This is a genomic window from Kitasatospora sp. NPDC029367 (genome assembly GCF_055569135.1).
Genome location: NZ_JBVHYH010000054.1, coordinates 1 through 17,044 on the forward strand (window position 1 = coordinate 1; position 17,044 = coordinate 17,044).

12 protein-coding genes, 2 pseudogenes and 1 riboswitch are annotated in these 17,044 nt (G+C 73.3%); of the genes and pseudogenes, 6 read left to right on the forward strand and 8 right to left on the reverse strand.

What is annotated here, in order from left to right; genetic code table 11:
• The first annotated feature begins 248 nt into the window (after nt 1-248).
• The 5 genes from ACZ4W5_RS25925 to ACZ4W5_RS25945 all read left to right on the forward strand — a co-directional run bounded on the left by ACZ4W5_RS25925 (nt 249) and on the right by ACZ4W5_RS25945 (nt 5,884).
• A complete protein-coding gene (locus ACZ4W5_RS25925; protein ID WP_465657201.1) occupies nt 249-1,016 on the forward strand; it encodes an ABC transporter ATP-binding protein in 768 nt (255 codons plus the stop codon).
• A gap of 29 nt (nt 1,017-1,045) precedes the next feature.
• The gene (locus ACZ4W5_RS25930; protein ID WP_465657202.1) at nt 1,046-2,953 is read left to right on the forward strand and encodes a hypothetical protein; all 1,908 of its coding nucleotides are present in this window, start codon (nt 1,046-1,048) and stop codon (nt 2,951-2,953) included.
• A 167-nt stretch (nt 2,954-3,120) separates the two neighbouring features.
• A complete protein-coding gene (locus tag ACZ4W5_RS25935; protein WP_360241830.1) occupies nt 3,121-4,437 on the forward strand; it encodes a sensor histidine kinase in 1,317 nt (438 codons plus the stop codon).
• On the forward strand, nt 4,401-5,057 hold the full coding sequence (locus ACZ4W5_RS25940; protein WP_360241833.1) for a response regulator transcription factor: 657 nt from the start codon (nt 4,401-4,403) through the stop codon (nt 5,055-5,057). Before ACZ4W5_RS25935 ends, ACZ4W5_RS25940 begins: the two co-directional genes overlap by 37 nt.
• Before the next feature lie 377 nt (nt 5,058-5,434).
• Complete coding sequence (locus ACZ4W5_RS25945) at nt 5,435-5,884, forward strand: ArsR/SmtB family transcription factor (RefSeq protein WP_465657203.1); 450 nt, start codon at nt 5,435-5,437, stop codon at nt 5,882-5,884.
• Nucleotides 5,885-5,914: 30 nt separating this feature from the next.
• Here ACZ4W5_RS25945 and ACZ4W5_RS25950 read toward each other — a convergent pair whose 3' ends face one another.
• The 7 genes and pseudogenes from ACZ4W5_RS25950 to ACZ4W5_RS25980 form a co-directional block, all read right to left on the reverse strand.
• Nucleotides 5,915-6,493 carry a nucleoside deaminase gene (locus ACZ4W5_RS25950; RefSeq protein ID WP_465657205.1) on the reverse strand — a complete coding sequence of 193 codons (579 nt, stop codon included), beginning with the start codon at nt 6,491-6,493 and terminating at the stop codon, nt 5,915-5,917.
• Nucleotides 6,494-6,544: 51 nt separating this feature from the next.
• Nucleotides 6,545-7,987, reverse strand: coding sequence for an ABC transporter ATP-binding protein (locus tag ACZ4W5_RS25955; RefSeq protein ID WP_465657206.1), 1,443 nt, complete (start codon nt 7,985-7,987; stop codon nt 6,545-6,547).
• A gap of 11 nt (nt 7,988-7,998) precedes the next feature.
• Nucleotides 7,999-9,765 carry an ABC transporter permease gene (locus tag ACZ4W5_RS25960; RefSeq protein ID WP_465657207.1) on the reverse strand — a complete coding sequence of 589 codons (1,767 nt, stop codon included), beginning with the start codon at nt 9,763-9,765 and terminating at the stop codon, nt 7,999-8,001.
• 99 nt (nt 9,766-9,864) lie between these two features.
• Nucleotides 9,865-10,047 (reverse strand): annotated as a pseudogene (locus ACZ4W5_RS25965) (VOC family protein); the annotation flags it as partial.
• 9 nt (nt 10,048-10,056) lie between these two features.
• A complete protein-coding gene (locus tag ACZ4W5_RS25970; RefSeq protein WP_465657209.1) occupies nt 10,057-10,518 on the reverse strand; it encodes a hypothetical protein in 462 nt (153 codons plus the stop codon).
• A gap of 48 nt (nt 10,519-10,566) precedes the next feature.
• Nucleotides 10,567-10,956, reverse strand: coding sequence for a winged helix-turn-helix domain-containing protein (locus ACZ4W5_RS25975; protein ID WP_465657211.1), 390 nt, complete (start codon nt 10,954-10,956; stop codon nt 10,567-10,569).
• Nucleotides 10,957-11,037: 81 nt separating this feature from the next.
• Nucleotides 11,038-12,688, reverse strand: a pseudogene (locus ACZ4W5_RS25980) (NRAMP family divalent metal transporter).
• Nucleotides 12,689-13,008: 320 nt separating this feature from the next.
• Nucleotides 13,009-13,186, reverse strand: a riboswitch (M-box (ykoK) riboswitch).
• Between the two features lie 172 nt (nt 13,187-13,358).
• Between ACZ4W5_RS25980 and ACZ4W5_RS25985 the strand changes: the two are divergent.
• Nucleotides 13,359-14,684 (forward strand): YhgE/Pip domain-containing protein, encoded by a 1,326-nt coding sequence (locus ACZ4W5_RS25985; RefSeq protein ID WP_360241850.1) that lies wholly within the window; start codon nt 13,359-13,361, stop codon nt 14,682-14,684.
• A gap of 23 nt (nt 14,685-14,707) precedes the next feature.
• Here ACZ4W5_RS25985 and ACZ4W5_RS25990 read toward each other — a convergent pair whose 3' ends face one another.
• Nucleotides 14,708-17,026, reverse strand: coding sequence for an FdhF/YdeP family oxidoreductase (locus tag ACZ4W5_RS25990; RefSeq protein ID WP_465657213.1), 2,319 nt, complete (start codon nt 17,024-17,026; stop codon nt 14,708-14,710).
• Nucleotides 17,027-17,044 lie beyond the last annotated feature (18 nt).

Here is a 17,044-nt window from a genome sequence, read left to right on the forward strand (position 1 = left end):
CTAAAACGGGGGGGGGGAGGGGGTGGGGCGCGGTTTTGTGGGGGGGGGGGGGTGTTGGGATTGCCTTTGGTCGCCCCCCCTCCGCGGGGGAGGGGCGGCTCCCCACCGCCCTTTCGTCTGCCGGGTGGGGGTGGGGCCAGGCCCACCCCGGTGTGGGGTGCAGGTGGATTCTGCGGCCGGCCCGGTGTCCCTAGATTCGATCACGAGCCGCCTCCGGGGCGGGTGGTGGTGAGACGGGGGAGGACACCGTGCGGGGATCGGTGCAGCCGGCGCTGCGGCTGTCGGGGCTGCGGAAGCGGTTCGGGGCGCACGTCGCCGTGGACGGGGTGGACCTGGTGGTGCCGAGCGGCTCGTTCTACGGGCTGGTCGGGCCGAACGGGGCGGGGAAGACCACCGCGCTGTCGATGGCGGTCGGGCTGCTGCGGCCGGACGCCGGGAGTTCGGCGATCCTCGGGGTCGACGTGTGGAGCGACCCGGTGCGGGCCAAGGCGCTGGTGGGGGTGCTGCCGGACGGGATGATGCTGCCGGAGCGGCTGAGCGGTCCCGAACTGCTGTACTACCTGGGGCGGTTGCGCGGGCTGCCGGGTGCGACGGTGGACGCGCGGGCGGCGGAGCTGCTGGCCGTGCTGGAGCTGGACGGGGCCGGGGACACCCCGGTGATCGACTACTCGACCGGGATGCGCAAGAAGATCGGCCTGGCGACGGCGCTGCTGCACGCGCCGCGGCTGCTGGTGCTGGACGAGCCCTTCGAGGCGGTCGACCCGGTGTCGGCGGCGACGATCCGGGCGATCCTGCGGCGCTTCGTCGCCTCGGGCGGGTCGGTGGTGTTCTCCAGCCATGTGATGGCGCTGGTGGAGCAGCTCTGCGACCACGTCGGGGTGATCGCCGGGGGCCGGGTGCTGGCGGCCGGGCCGGTGGCGGAGGTGCGGGCCGGGCGGGGGCTGGAGGACGTCTTCGTCGAGCTGGTCGGTGGCCGGACCGGTGGGGAGGAGGGGCTGTCGTGGCTGGCGTCATGAGGTCCGGGGGTGTCCTGGATCCCGGGGGTGTGCTCGACCCCGCAGGTGTGCCGAACCCCGCCGTCGTGCTGACCGGGATGAAGCTGGCCGTGCTGCGGCGGTCGATGTCCGGCCCGCGGGCCGCGAGCCTGATCGCGGGCGGGGTGTGCGGCGCCCTGGCGGCGGTGGGCACGGCGCTGCTGGGCCTGGTGGACTTCCCGGTGCCGGAGGCCGGGGTGGGCACGATCGCCCTGGTGCTGCTGGTCTGGACGGTCGGCTGGGCGGTCGGGCCGACCCTCACCGGCGGGGACCCGACCCTGCGGCTGTCGTACTTCGCGCTGGTGCCCCAGCCCCCGCGCCGGCTGGCCTTGGGCCTGCTGGCCGCCTCGTTCGTCGGCGTCACCCCGGTGGTCGCCCTGGTCGCCTTCGCCGTGCTGGTGGTGTTCGGTGCCGGGCTGGGGCTGCTGCCCGCGCTGGTGGCCGTGCCCGCCATGCTGCTCCAGCTGCTGTTCGTGGTGGTGCTCGCCAAGCTCGGCGTGCAGGGCCTGGGCAGGGTGGCCCGGTCGCGGCTGGGCTGGGAGCTGTCGGCGCTGCTGGTCGGCCTGGTGTGCGGGTTCCTGAACACCGGCTGGTTCGGGATCGCCTTCTTCCTCGACCTGCTGGCCGGCCACTGGGCCCCGACCGTCGGCACGCTGGTGCGCGTTCTGCCCTCCGGCTGGTCGGTGGTCGCCGTGGACGCCGCCCGGCGCTCCGACTGGTCCCTGGTCGGCGCCTGCCTGGGCGGACTGCTCGCCCTGTGCGGGCTGCTGTTCGCCGCCTGGACGGCCCTGCTGGCCCGGCAGTTGGTGCGCGGTACGGTGGGCGGCGGACGGCCCGCGGTCCGTCGGCGCGGCCGCCCGCGGCTCCTCCCGGACACCCCCGGGGCCGCCGTCCTCGGCAAGGAGCTGCGCCTGTGGGTGCGCGACCCACGCCGGGCCCGCTTCCTGCGGATCGCCCTGTGGACCGGCCTGTTCACCGGCCTGCTGCCGGTGCTCGGCGGCTTCCCGACCGTACTGCCGTGGATGGGCGTGGTCCTGGCGCTGTACGCCGGCGCGCTCGGCTCCAGCCTGTACGGGCTGGACGCCGGCGCCCTCTGGCTGACCCTGGTCGCCCCCGGCGCGGAGCGGATCGACGTCCGGGCCCGGCAGTCGGCCTGGCTGCTACTGGTCGGCCCGGCCGCGCTGCTGCTCAGCGTCGCCGGGACGGTCGCCGCCCCGAACGGCTGGGCCTGGCCCTGGCTGCTGGCCGCCCTGCCGGCCGTGCTCGGTGCGGGGGCCGGGCTGGTGCCGCTGATGTCGCTGCTCGGCCCGGCGCCGTTCCCGGACCGGCCGGGCGGCAACCCGCTGGACGGGTTCAGCGACGAGAGCGGCGACCAGGTCCGGATGCAGAGCCTCGCGGTCCTGCTGCTCCAGCTGTTCGCCGCGCTGCCGGCCACCGGCGTGGTGCTGGCCGGGACACTGCTGCACAGCGCGCCGCTGCGCTGGGGCGGGACGGCGGTCGGCCTGGCCACCGGGCTGCTGTACGCCTGGTGGCTGGGCCGGGCGGCCCGGCGCCGGCTGGAGACGCGCGGGCCGGAACTGCTGGACGTGATGCGCAAGGGCGTCCGTCGGGCGGCCGGATCCGCGGACCGCTCACCGGAGGAGCAGGACCTGCTGGACCGCCTCTCCCGCCGTCGAACCGCGGCCGCCGGGCTGCTGGTGACGGCCGGGGTGCTGAGCACGGCCCCGCAGGGCGGGGTGGCGCTGGCCATGTCGCTGCTCGCGCCGGCCGATCGGAGCTGGTTCCTGGCCCTGTACCTGCCGCCCGCCTGGCAGGTGCCGGTCGCGTCGGGGTTCATCCTGCTGGGGACGGGGTGCTTCGTGGGGGTGTACCGGCTGATCCGGGCCAAGCAGGCGGCCGAGCGGGCAACCGGCGGGTGAGCCGGGCCGGTTGCCGGGCTGCCATCATGATCGTCCAGCACAGCACAGCACAGCACAGCAGGGCACAGCACAGCAGGGCACAACACCGCAGGGCACAACACAGCACAGCACAGCACAGCACCGCAGGGCACAGCACAGAACCGTCGAGCCGACCGGAGGCCCACCCCGTGAGCACCCCGCAGTCCCGAGGCGCCGAGGCGCTGCGCACCGCCCTCCGGGCGCTCGGCCGCCTCGCCGTCTTCACCCTGCTGATCCCGGTCGGCGCCGTGCTGGCCGTGCTCTTCCTGGTCTCGTTCCTGCTCTGGGTCGGTGTCGGGATGGTCCCGCTGTTCCCGGTGACGACCCGGGTGGTCCGCTCCGCCGCCACCGCCGCCCGCTGGGCCTCCGGCCACTGGTCGCAGGTGCCCGTACCGGTGCCGTACGTGCCGCGCCCGGCGCTGGAACGCACCCTGCACGGCTGGTTCTGGACCGGCCACGACTACCACAAGAACCGCTGGTTCGCGGGCTTCGCGCTCAAGCTCCGCTGGCTCTGGAACGACCCGGCGACCTGGCGGGACGCCGGCTGGCTGCTGGTCGACCCGCTGATCGGCGGCGGCATCGCGGCCACGCCCGTCCTGCTGACCGGCTACGGCCTGTACGGGCTGGCGCAGCCCGTACTGCCCGAACCCGGCCCCGGCTACGGCCTGTTGCCGCTGCCCGGGCTGCTCGGACCGCTGCTCGGCCTGGTCCTGGTGCCCGCCGGTCTCGCCCTCGCCGGGCCCGCGCTGCACCTGCACGGCCGGTGGACCCGCTCCCTGCTCGGCCCCACCGAGCGCTCCCGGCTGGCCCATCGGGTCGAGCAGCTCACCGAGATCCGGCTGGACGCCACCGAGGCCCAGGCCGCCGAGCTGCGCCGGATCGAACGGGACCTGCACGACGGCGCCCAGGCTCGGCTGGTCGCCGTCAGCCTGCGGCTCGGCGCGGTGGTACCACTGATCGACCGGGACCCGGAGAAGGCGAAGCAGGTGGTGACGGACGCTCAGGAGAACGTCACCCAGGCCCTGCAGGAGCTGCGCGACCTGGTGCGCGGCATCCACCCGCCGGTGCTCGCCGAGCGCGGCCTCGCCGAAGGGATCCGGGCGCTCGCGCTGGACGTGCCGTTGAAGGTCGAGGTCCGGGCCGAACTGCCCGGCCGGGCCGAGGCGCCGGTGGAGTCGGCGGTGTACTTCGCGGTCAGCGAGGCGCTCACCAACGCGGTCAAGCACGGCGACGCCCGGCACGCCACGGTGGAACTCACCCACGCCGCCGGACTGCTGCGCGCCGAGGTCGCCGACGACGGCCGGGGCGGCGCCGACCCGGAGGGCGGCAGCGGCCTGCGGGGCATCCAGCGCAGGCTGGCGGTGTTCGACGGTACGCTCACGCTGACCAGCCCCCCGGGGGGCCCGACCAGGCTGATCATGGAGCTGCCGTGCGTGTTGTCCTCGCCGAGGACCTCGTCCTGCTGAGGGACGGACTCGAACTCCTGCTGAGCGCCCACGGCCACGACATCGTCGCCGCCGTGGAGAGCGGGCCGGAACTGTCCGCCGCGCTGGCCGAGCACCGCCCCGACATCGCCGTGGTCGACGTCCGGCTGCCCCCCACCTACTCCGACGAGGGCCTCCAGGCCGCGCTGGCGGCCCGCCGCGAACAGCCCGGACTGCCGGTGCTGGTGCTCTCCCAGCACGTCGAGCAGCTCTACGCCCGGGAGCTGATCGCCGACGGCGCGGGCGGCGTCGGCTACCTGCTCAAGGACCGGGTCTCCAAGGCCGACCAGTTCGTGGACGCCGTCCACACCGTCGCGGCCGGCGGCACCGTCATGGACCCCCAGGTCATCACCCGCCTACTGGCCCGCAACGCCTACGACGAGCCGCTCGCGATGCTGACCCCGCGCGAACGCGACGTGCTCGCGATGATGGCCGAGGGCCGCTCCAACGCCGCGATCGCCCAGCGGCTCCACTTCAGCGAGGGCGCGGTCAGCAAGCACACCTCCAACATCTTCGCCAAGCTCGGCCTCGGCGCCTCCGACGACGACAACCGCCGCGTCCTGGCCGTACTCGCCTACCTGAACGGAACCCGCCCGGAGTAGCCCACACAAAGTCGGCAGGCCCGACTTCCAGTGCGGGGCCCGGGCGCAGAAGGTCGGGCCGGCCTCTGACGGGGGTTCTCGGCCGTTGGGCGTGGGAGGTCGGCGGGCCCGACTTCTGAGGTCGGGGGCCGGTTGGGTGGGCACAAAAAGTCGGCGGGCCCGACTTCTGGTGCGCGGCCGGGTTGGCCCGGCGGGGCCGGAGGGCCGCCCGGGCTGGCTGCTGGGGCGGGTCTTCCTGCCGTTGGGCGTGGGAGGTCGGCGGGGGCGACGTCTGGGGTCGGGGGCCGGTGGGGTGGGCGCGGGAAGTCGGCGGGGGCGACTTTTGGTGCGAGGGCGGTGGGGGTTGGGGGTGGGGCGGGCGTCGGTACGATCGCCGTATGGGTGGTGCGAAGGACGAGGCCTGGGACGCGGATGCGGCCGAGCGGGCGGTGGCGGTGCTGAAGGCGGTGGCCGATCCGTCGCGGTACCGGCTGCTGTGGGCGTTGAGCCGCCGGGAGCTGCCGGTCAGCGAGCTGGCCGAGCTGTTGGGTGCGCACGTGGCGGCCACCTCGCAGCACTTGGCGAAGCTGCGGGCGGCGGGGCTGGTGGTGGCCCGCCGGGAGGGGACGCGGATCTTCTACCGCGCCACCGAGGTGCGTGGGCTGCTGACCGAGGCCGCCGTGATCGCCAACGACCTGCCGGACCGCAGCGGCGGTGACGGCGGCGGTGGTGACGGTGGCGCGGCCCCGGCCGCCGACACGGCGGAGCAGCCCTTCGACCGGGCCGCCCGCGCCGCCCGCGCCGTTCGGGGGGTGCGCCGCCGCCCGGCGACCGGCCCGACGGGCTGAGCCGGGGCCCTTCCCGTCCTACGAACCGCCCTACGACCCGTCCTCGCCGCCGCCGTTGCGGATGACCTGGGCGCGGTGGAACAGTTCGTCGGTCTCGGCGGCGAGCACCCCGCCGAGCAGCAGCTGCGGATCGTAGAAGGACCCGGCGGCCTTGGCCACGGCGACGGCGGACAGGTCGATCTGGTCGAGGCCGGTGCGGCGCAGCCCCTCGATCGAGGTCGCCCAGACGACCTGCCCGATCCCGGCCCAGGCGCAGGCGCTCATGCACATCGGGCAGGGCTCGGCGGTGGTGTACAGGGCGGTGCCGCCCCATTCGGGGCTGCCGTAGGGCTGCCCGTAGTCGTCGATGGCGACCATCTCGCCGTGCTGGGTCGGGGTGTCCGCTGAGGCGGTGCCCCGGGCCACCACCCGGCCCGAGCGGACGATCACCGCCCCGAAGGGGTAGCGCTGGTTCCTGCGCCCCTCCTCGATCGCCGCCGCCATGAAGTGCTCGTGGTCCTGCGGCGCAGCGGCGGCCGCGACCGGCGCCGGGTACGGCGCGAGCCCCACCGCGCCGACCGCGCCTGCCGCACCTGCCGCGCCCAGGAAGTGACGCCTGATCAGTGTCACGGTGTGCTCCGTCCGGTCGGCGTAAGGGAGTTCCACGGCATTGTCCCCGCCCTACGCCTCCTCCGACCGGTATTCCTGCCGGGCCGCGTCGTAGCCGAACAGGCCCGCGTAGCGGCCCCAGTCGGTGGCGGTCTCCAGCTGCCGGTCGACCTGTTCGCTGGTGTAGTGGTGGGCGAGGAGGTCGCGGAAGAAGCCGGCGCGGACGGTGGCGCCGGGTTCGCCGCCGAGGCTGTTGGCGATCAGCTTGACCAGGGGGACGTCGAGGGCGGCGCCGGCGAAGAGGGCGCGGGAATCCTGGACGTCGGCGCGGGCGAAGGCGGTGCCGTCCTCGGTGAGCAGGAGGTCGTCGCCGTGGATCTCGGCGAAGCCGAGCAGGTCGAGGGCGTCGACCTGGGGGAGCATGTCGTCGATGTCGAGGCCGAGTTGGTCGGCGAGGTCGGCGAGGTCGCAGCGGCCGGCGCGGTGGGCGATCATCTCGGCGAGGCCGGAGAGGCCGTCCACGCCGGCGCTGGGCAGCGGGGTGTTGGCGACGGTCCGGCGGTCAGGGCGGTCCGGGTCGGGGCCGTCCGAGCCTGGGCCGTCCGGTCCGGTAAGGCCCGGCTCGGTACGGCCGGGTTCGGGCCGGCCAACGGCCCGGGGGTCCTTGGGCCGGCCGGTCATGATCCGGTACACCCGGTCGACGAGTTCGTCGAAGGCGGCGGAGTCGCGGTCGCGCGGCCGTTCCAGGTCGACCTCGACGGTCTCCCGGATGGTGCCGTACGGGCGGGAGCCGAGGACGACGACACGGTCGGCCATCAGCACCGCCTCCTCGATGTTGTGGGTGACCAGGACGACGGCGCGGGTGGGGAACTGGCCGGAGTCCCACAGTTCCATGAGTTCGCCGCGCAGGTTCTCGGCGGTGAGCACGTCGAGCGCGGAGAACGGTTCGTCCATCATCAGCACGTCGGGTTCGACGACCAGCGCCCGGGCGAAGCCGACGCGTTGGCGCATGCCGCCGGAGAGCTCCTTGGGGTAGGCGTTCTCGAAGCCGGTCAGGCCGATCAGGTCGATGGCCTGGTCGGCGGCCCGGGCGCGCTCGCGCGGGGGCACCCCGCGGGCCTCCAGGCCGAGTTCGACGTTCTGCCGGACGGTCAGCCAGGGCAGCAGGGCGAAGGTCTGGAAGACGAGTGCGGTGCCGGGGTTGGCGCCGGTGAGGGGGGTGCCGCGGTAGCGGACGGTGCCGGAGCTGGGCGGCAGCAGGCCGGCCAGGCAGCGCAGCAGGGTGGACTTGCCGGAGCCGGAGCGGCCGAGCAGGGCGACGATCTCGCCGGCCCGGACGGTGAGGTCGATCCCGGAGAGCACCGGGAGTTCGCCGTCGGCGCCGGCGTAGGACTTGGTGAGGCCGACGGTCTCCAGCAGGATCGCGCCGTCCGCCACGGCGGGCTGGGCCACGGCGGGCTGGGCGACAGCGGGGGCGACGGCGGGGGCGGGGCGGGAGGAGAACGGGAAGCGCATCGGGGGGAACCTCACTGGAGCGAGTAGCGGCGTTCGGCCAGCCGGTACAACCGGCGCCAGACCAGGCGGTTGAGGGCGACGACGTACAGGCTCATCACCGCGACCCCGGCGAGCAGGTGCGGGTGGTCGCCGCGTTCGGTGGCGCGGGCGATGTACGCGCCGAGGCCGGTGGCGGTGAGGGTGGTGCCGCCGAAGGCGACCACCTCGGAGACGATGGAGGCGTTCCAGGCGCCGCCGGAGGCGGTGATGCCGCCGGTGACGTACGCCGGGAAGATCCCGGGGGCGATCAGCCGCCGCCAGCGCTGGAGGCCGCGCACGCCGAGGTTGTCCATGGCCTCGCGCAGGTCGCTGGGGATGGCCATGGCACCGGCGATGGCGTTGAACAGGATGTACCACTGGGCGCCGAGGGCCATCAGCAGCACGCCGCCGAGGTCGATCGACAGGCCGGTGCGCAGCAGCAGCCAGACCACCAGCGGGAACAGGAAGTTGGCGGGGAAGCTGGCGAGCACCTGGACCAGGGGCTGGGCGATCCTGGTCAGCCGGGGGGAGAAGCCGATCCGCACGCCGATCGGCACCCAGACGACGGTGGCGACCGCGACCAGCACCACGACCCGGGCCAGGGTGGCGAGGCCGAGCAGCAGGGGTTCGCCGAAGACGCCGAGGCCGGTGGTTCCGGCGAGGTGGCGGCCGAGGTCGACCAGGCCCCAGAGCACGATGCCGCCGGAGACGACGGCGAACAGGAGGTCGCCGGTGCGCTGCCGGGCGCGGCTGACGGCGAGCGGCCGGTCGTCGGTGCCGAAGACCCGTCCGGCCCGGTTCAGGGCCCGGCCGAGCGGGCGCAGCACCCGGCCGAGCAGGCCGGGCAGCCGGGAGCGGCGCAGCAGGGCGAGTACGACGGAGCGCTGCACCTCGGTGGCCTCGGACTGCTCGTTCTTGAAGCGTTCGGCCCAGGCGGTGAGCGGCCGCCAGAACAGGAAGTTCACGCCGAGGACCAGGACGGCCATGGTGGCGATCGCCCAGCCGACCCGGCCGAGGTCGCCGGCGGCGATGGCGGCGCCCGCGTAGGAGCCGACCCCGGGCAGGGCGTAGCGCTGGTTGTCGACGCTGATCGCCTCGGAGGCGACCAGGAAGAACCAGCCGCCGCCGAAGCTGAGCATGCCGTTCCAGACCAGGCCGATCATGCCGGAGGGAAGTTCGACCTTCCAGAAGCGCATCCACCGGCTGAACAGGAAGGAGCGGGACAGCTCGTCGAGTTCGCGCGGCAGCGAGACCAGCGAGTGGTAGAAGCCGAAGGTCATGTTCCACGCCTGGGACGTGAAGATGGCGAACACGGCCGCGCACTCCAGGCCGAGTTCGGAGCCGGGGAACAGGGCGAGGAAGCCGGTGACGGCCACGGTCAGGAAGGCGAGCACCGGCACCGACTGGAGGATGTCCAGCGCGGGGATCAGCACCCGTTCCAGCCGGCGGCTGCGGGCGGCGGCGTAGGCGTAGCCGAAGGTGAAGCCGATCGAGAGGACCAGCGCGGCGAACATCCGCAGCAGCGAGCGCGCCGCGTCGTAGGGCAGCCGGGCCGGGTCGGTGTCCACGGCGGCGTCGCGCGCGGTGGAGAACCGTACGGTGGTGCCCTGTCCGACCCGCAGGGCGAGGTAGAGCAGGACCAGGACGGCGGCGGCCACGACCACGTCCGCCCAGCCCGCCCGGGCCAGGCGGCTCGTCCGGGGCGGCAGTGGGCTCCGGGACGGGCCCGGGGCGGACTTCGGGACGGACGGGAAGGACATGGCGGGGACCTCCGGCGCGCAAACCCGGGCAGTCTGCTCCCTTCTGACGTCCGTACGCAAATGAACCCGTGCCCGGCCCGCCGCTCAGGCGGCCCGCTGCTCGAGGCCGAGGTAGCGCCGGACCCGGCCGCCGTCGGCGGCGAACCAGCAGCCGCCGCGGCCGGTCAGTGGCTGGGGCTCGGGGATCTCGGCCATCGGCAGGACGTCGCCGTGGAAGGCGCGTAGCAGGGCCTCGCTGCCGGGCGGCGCGGAGAGCTGGACGTGGTCGAGGGCCGTGATCACTGCGGCCTCCTATCGGGTCTGCTGCCGGGCCGCGGTGACCAGCAGCCGGGCGGTCGGGGTGGGCAGGCCGAGGTGGTCGGCGATCCACTGGGGGTCGTGCCCGTGGGTGGCGAACACCCAGGCGGTGTAGAGCCGGTTGAGGCCGGGGGCGTCGGGGCCGAGCAGGAGCGGGCGGACCTGCTCCATCGGGAAGCCCTCCAGCGAGCGGGCGCTGAACCACTGGGCGTCGTCCTCCCCGGGGAGGGCATCGGCGTGGCCGGTGGGCGGCCGGCCCGCCCGCTGCCGGCTGTGGGCCAGCAGCAGGGCGAGCAGCAGCCCGACGGCGGAGCCGCCGATGAGCACGCCGGAGAGGAACAGGCGCAGCGGGGTCGGGGCGACGCCGAGGGCGGCGACCTGGAGGGCCAGGAGGAGCATGGCGACACAGAGCGCCGTACCTCGGCCGGTCCAGGGGAACAGGGCGGTTCTGGTCATGCGGTGTCCTCCTCCGGTGGTGTCGGCGGTGCTGCGGCGGGGCCGGCCTCAGGCGGCGCGGACCAGCCGGGGGTCGTACTTGTAGCCGATCTGGCGGACGGTGGCGATCGCCTCCCGGTGGCCGGGGCCGAGCTTGCGGCGGATCCGGGCGATGTGGGTGGCGATGGTGCGGGTGTCGCCGGTGTCGGGCCGGCCCCAGACGGACTCCATCAACTGGCGGCGGGAGTGCACCCGCAGCGGGTTGCCGACCAGATGGGCGAGCAGCTCGAACTCCAGGTAGGGAAGGTCGAGTTGCTGGCCGTCGACGGTGACGGTGCGCTGCTCCGGGTCGACCACCAGGCCGGGGTCCGGGCTGGGGACGGGCCGCGGGGCCGGGGCGGGGGTGGCGGTGGTGTGGTCCGAGAAGATGGCGTCGAGCCTGCGGTAGCGCACGGCCATGGCGGATGCTCCTTCGTCGGGTCGAAGTGAGAGGGGAGAGGAGAGGGGGAGGCGAGGGCCCGGTCAGTGGGGTGGCTCAGGTCAGTGGTTCAGCGCGGTCTGCACGATCTTGACGATCACCATCACCATCGCGACCAGCAGGTAGGCCCGCAGGGCGCCCATGCCGATCTTGCGGACGGTGGACATCACCGGCTTCTCCAGGGTCTCCAGCGGGGGCATCCGCCAGTTCTCCCGGCCGGTGCGGTCGATGGGGTCCTCCTTGGTGCCGCGGCGGCCGGAGAGGAAGGAGTATCCGGCGACCAGGACGCCCGCCACCCCGCAGCCGGCCATGATCCGCAGGATCGCGTCCGAGCTGATCTCCGGCCAGACGACGGCCGCGGTGAGGATCAGCGAGAGGGTGACCAGGACGCCGACCACGGCGGCGGTGAAGGCGTTGGTCCTGGGACCGTTCACCCAGGGGCCGAGCACGGCCTTGTCGTTGCAGAGCAGCAGCAGGAAGACGGTGGCGGAGGGCAGCAGCACCCCGGCCAGCACCTGGACGAACTGGGTCATCAGGCCCTGCAGGTACCCGGTGGACAGCAGGGTGATGGCGGCCGCCGCGATCACCAGGCCCGCGTAGACGCCGTAGAACCCCTTGGCGCCCTTGACCCCGCGGTGCAGGGAGTGCTTGATGCCGAGGACGTCGCCGATGGCGTACGCGGTGGAGAGCGAGACGGCGAAGGCGCCGATGATCGAGGCGTCCAGCAGGGCGATGGCGAACAGCACGCCCGCCAGGTGGCCGGCCTTGTCCTCGATGCCCTTGGCGACGGCACCGGCGTCGGAGAACTGGCCGAAGCCGTCGGTGCCGGCGAAGGCGGCGGCGGTGAAGCCCATCATGGCGGCGGCGCCGATGATCACGATCGCGATGCCGATCCAGAGGTCGGCCTTCTCGTACTTCATGAAGCGCGGGGTGATCCGCTTGTCGATGACGTACGACTGCTGGAAGAACAGCTGCCAGGGGGGCGACGGTGGTGCCGACGATCGAGATGATGACCAGCATGACCGCGGCCAACTCGCCCGCGCCGCCCGGCATCTGCGGTACCACGAAGTCGTGGGCCAGCTGCGAGGTCTTCGGGTGGACCATGAAGTAGATCGGCACCAGCAGCAGCGAGCCGATGCAGAGGGTCACCGCGACCCGCTCGAAGCGCTGGAAGGAGCCGGTGAAGGCCGAGGCGATGATGATCGCCGCCGCCAGCACCACCGAGGCGGCCTTGGGCAGGCCCAGGTAGCCGGCCGCGAGCGTGACGCCGATGAACTCGGTGACCAGGGTGAGGGCGTTGAGCAGGAAGAGGTCGATGACGCTGAACGCGCCCCAGAACCTGCCGAACCGCTCCAGGATCAGCCGGGCGTGGCCGACGCCGGTGACCGCGCCCAGGCGCAGCACCATCTCCTGGTTGACGTAGAGCACGGGCACCAGCATCAGCAGTGTCCACAGCAGCTGGGTGCCGTAGTTCTGGCCGGCCTGGCCGTAGGTGGAGAAGGCGCCCGCGTCGTTGTCGCCGACCATCACGATCAGGCCGGGGCCGACGATCGCCAGCAGGGTCCTGAGTCTCGCCGACAGGCCGTGGCGCGGCGCGTCGTCGTCGAGCCGGATGGTGCCGAGCGCACCCTTGATGTCGCCGACGTGGGCGTCGTCCAGCACGGCCGAACGCGGCTGCGGGACTGTGGAGTTGAGTGTGGCGTTGGTGGTCATGACGTTCCTCCCGTGGACCCCGGGACAGGCGGGGTGATGGGGGCGCGCAGCAGCGAAAGTCCTGCGGGCGGGCACGGCGAAGCCGCGTGCGGGGGTGAGCAGTGCGGACGTGTTGTCGGACGCAGTGCTGACGCACCGTCTGATGTGCGCGCAGGGAAGGTTGTTACCGCATGCCGGAGGTGTACGAGGACAGGCGGGGGCGGGGGCTACTGTGGCCCGGACTACTGCAATCCATGTCTCTCGCCTCCTCCCGGTCGGCGCACCCCGTGGTGCGTGTCATCGACGCGGCAAGGAGTTCGCCGGCGCGCGGAACGGCCACCGGTTCACCCCAACTCGTCAGAGCTTTGGCACTCCACGGCGTGTCCGACCCGCCCGGGCCGGAAGCCACTTCGGATCAACCCTTAGGTCGGGAAGATCTGTCCTAACCCTGGGCGTCTCTCGACGTCGTCGGATCAGTGGCCTGTGTCCGTGAAGAAGCCTCACCGAACGAGGTGCCTTCTTCAAACCTCCAGAAGCATAGACCGGCGAGAGCGCGATACTTGCGTACTTGGTAGAACCTTTACCTTTGGCGAGGCGTGACAGCCGTCCGGGTGACGCGGGTTTGGGCGCGACGTGACGACGGAACGACTTCCCGCCGGATCCGTACCCGCACACGCAGCTGAGGGGTGGCATGGCGACCGCAGGCTCCCAGACCGCAGGACCTCCGGGGGCTCCCCGGCGAGCGAGGGCGCTGGCGCTCGCCCGGCGCCCGAAGCTCTGGCTCTTCCCCGGTGTGCTGTGCGCCCTGGTGGCCGCACTGCTCTCGCTGCTCTACCTGGGCGGCATCGTCAACCCGAGCGGTCACCTGCACCGGCTGCCGATCGCCCTGGTGAACGCCGACCAGGCCCCGCCCCCGCCCGGCCAGCCGGTCAACCTCGGCACCCAGCTGGCCCGCGCCGTGGTGGCCGGGACCCCGGACGACACCGTCCACTGGCGCCAGACCGACGACGCGGGCGCCCGCGACCTGCTCGCCGCCGGCAAGGTCTACGGCGTGCTGCTCGTCCCCGCCGACTTCACCGCCACCGTCACCGCGCTCGCCACCGGCGGGGCCACCCACCGGCCCACCCTCACCGTCCTCACCAACCCCGGCCTGGGCAGCCTCGGCTCCTCGATCGCCGCCCAGATCGCCCAGAACGCCGCCCACCAGGCCTCGGTCGCGGCCGGGCAGCGGCTGCTGGCCGCCGTACCGGCCCAGGGCGGCCCGGGCACCCAGGGCCCGGACACCGGCGCCACCGCTCGGCTGCTGCTCGCCGACCCGTTCGCCGTCACCACCGTGGTCGGCCACCCGATCGGCAGCCACAGCGGCCTCGGGCTGAGCGCCTTCTACTTCACCCTGCTCGCCGTGCTGACCGGCTTCATCGGCGGCAACATCATCCACAACGGCGTCGACACCGCGCTCGGCTACAGCGACAGCGAGATCGGCCCCTGGCACACCCGCCGCCCGACCGTCCCGATCAGCCGCACCCAGACCCTGCTGCTCAAGATGCTGATGACCGCCGGGATCATGCTGGTCACCACCTCCCTGGTGCTGCTCTGCGCGGTCGGGATCCTCGGCATGGACGCCCCGCACCAGGCGCTGCTCTGGGTGTTCGCCTACTGCGCCAGCCTGGCCGTCGGCCTCGGCGTGCAGGCGATCAACGCCGCGTTCGGCGGGATCGGGCAGCTGGTGTCCATGTTCGTGTTCATCGCGCTCGCCCTGCCGTCCTCCGGGGCGACCGTCCCGCTCCAGGCGGTGCCCGGCTTCTACCGCTTCCTGGCGGTCTTCGAGCCGATGCGGCAGCTGAGCGACGGCATCCGGGCGATCCTCTTCTTCGACGCCCGCTCGGACGCCGGGCTGGCCCGCGGCTGGGTCATGATCGCTGTCGGGGCGGCGCTGGCCCTGGCCTTCGGCTTCGGGATGACCCGCTACTACGACCGCAAGGGCCTGCACCGCTGGACGCCCCAGCCCTCGGAGTAGCCACTCCTCGGGCCTGGTGACGGTCAGGCCCTGGTGACGGTCACCTTGAGGTGCTTCATGATCGGCTGGTCGCTCTGGGTGCTGTGGTCGCCGATCGCGCACAGCACGTTCAGCTCCGGCATGTAGCCGGCCGCGCAGCCGCGCGGGATGTCGTACGGGACGGCCAGGTAGCCGTGCACCGAGCGGGTGGAGCCGTCCCGGGCGGTGCTGGTGATGTCCACCGGGTCGAACTCGGCGATGCCGCGCTCGCGCATGTCGTCCGGGTTGAGGAAGACCAGGGTGCGCAGGTTCTTCACGCCCCGGTAGCGGTCGTTGTCCGAGTAGATGGTGGTGTTCCACTGGTCGTGCGAGCGCATCGTGCCGAGCGCCAGGGTGCCCGGCGCGGGGACGACGTCGGGCAGCGCGGCGGCGGAGAACTCGGCCTTGCCGGAGGGGGTGAGGAAGACCAGCTCGCGGGCGGGCTGCTTGATCCGGAAGCCCAGCGGCAGCCGCACCCGGCGGTTGAAGTCCTCGAAGCCGTCCAGCACTTCGGCCATGGTGTCGCGGATCCGGTCGTAGTCCTCGATGTACCACTCCCACGGGGTGGGGCTGTCCGGCAGGGCCGCGCGGGCCATCCCGGCGACGATCGCGGGCTCGGAGAGCAGGTGCGGCGAGGCCGGGCGCTTCATGCCGACCGACAGGTGCACCATGCTCATCGAGTCCTCGACCGAGGTGGACTGCACCCCGGCGCGCTGGTGGTCCTTCTCGGTCCGCCCCAGGCACGGCAGGATCAGCGCCCGGCGGCCGTGCACCAGGTGGCTGCGGTTCAGCTTGGTGCTCACCTGGACGGTCAACTCGCAGGCGCGCAGGGCCTGGTAGGTGTAGGGGGAGTCCGGGGCGGCGAGCGCGAAGTTGCCGCCCATGCCGACGAAGACGGTCACCTCGCCGCGCCGCATCGCCTCGATCGTCCCGACCGTGTCCAGGCCGTGGGCGCGCGGCGGGTCGATCCGGCAGACCGCGCCGAGCCGGTCCAGGAAGGCGTCGGACGGCCGGTGGTCGATCCCGCAGGTGCGGTTGCCCTGGACGTTGCTGTGCCCGCGCACCGGCGAGGGCCCGGCCCCCTCCCGGCCCAGGTTGCCGCGCAGCAGCAGCAGGTTGACGATCTCCCGCACGGTGTCCACCCCGTGCTCGTGCTGGGTGACGCCCAGGCACCAGCTGAAGATCGAGCGGTCCGCCTCGCGGTAGACCCGCGCCGCCTTGAGGATCTCCGCCCGGGCCAGCCCGCTCTGGCGCTCCAGCTCCGCCCAGGGCATCTCCTCGCAGACGCGCCGGTAGTCCGCGAACCCGCTGGTGTGCCGCTCGATGAACAGCCGGTCCAACGCCCCGTCGTCGGCCGCCGACTGCTCCAGGAGCGCCTTCGCCATGCCGCGCAGCAGCGCCATGTCGCCGCCGATCCGCGGCTGGAGGTTGAGCGTGCTGGTGCGGGTCGCCCGGTTCAGCGCCATGTCGGTGAAGTCGTGCGGGATGATCGTCCGGGTCGCCGCCGCCTCGACCAGCGGGTTGACGTGCACGATCTGCGCGCCGCGCTTGAAGGCCTCGGCGAGCGAGGTGAGCATCCGGGGCGCGTTGGAGGCCGCGTTGACGCCCAGGATGAACAGCGCGTCGGTGACCTCCCAGTCCTTGAGGTCGACCGTCCCCTTTCCGGTGCCCAGTGCCGCCTGGAGGGCCCGTCCGCTGGCCTCGTGGCACATGTTGGAGCAGTCGGGGAGGTTGTTGGTGCCCAGCTCGCGGGCCATCAGCTGGTACAGGAAGGTCGCCTCGTTGCCGAGCCGTCCGGAGGTGTAGAACGCCGCCCGGTTCGGGTCGTCCAGCCCCCGCAGGGTGCGGCCGGCCAGGGCGAACGCGTCCTTCCAGCCGATCGGCACGTAGTGGTCGGTCTCCGGGTCGTAGACCATCGGCTCGGTGAGCCGGCCCTGGTCCTCCAGGGCGAAGTCGCTCCACTCGGACAGCTCGGTCACCGAGTGCGCGGCGAAGAACTCCCGGCCGACCCGCTTGCGGGTCATCTCCCAGGTGACGTGCTTGATGCCGTTCTCGCAGATGTCCAGGTGCAGGCCCTTGGTGTCGTCCGGCCAGGCGCAGCCCGGGCAGTCGAAGCCGGTGTTCTCGTGGTTCATCCGCATGACCGCGCGCGGGCCGTCCAGGTACGCCCCCTCGCGGGCCAGGAAGCGGGTGACGCTCTTCGCCGCGCCCCAGCCGGCGGCGGGGTGGTGGTACGGCGCGTAGCGGGGCGGCGCGGCGGGGGTGGGGCCGACCTCCTCCGGCTCGGGGCGGGCGCCGTCGACGGCATCGTCGGAGGTGGTCACGGTGGTCGCCTTCCGTCG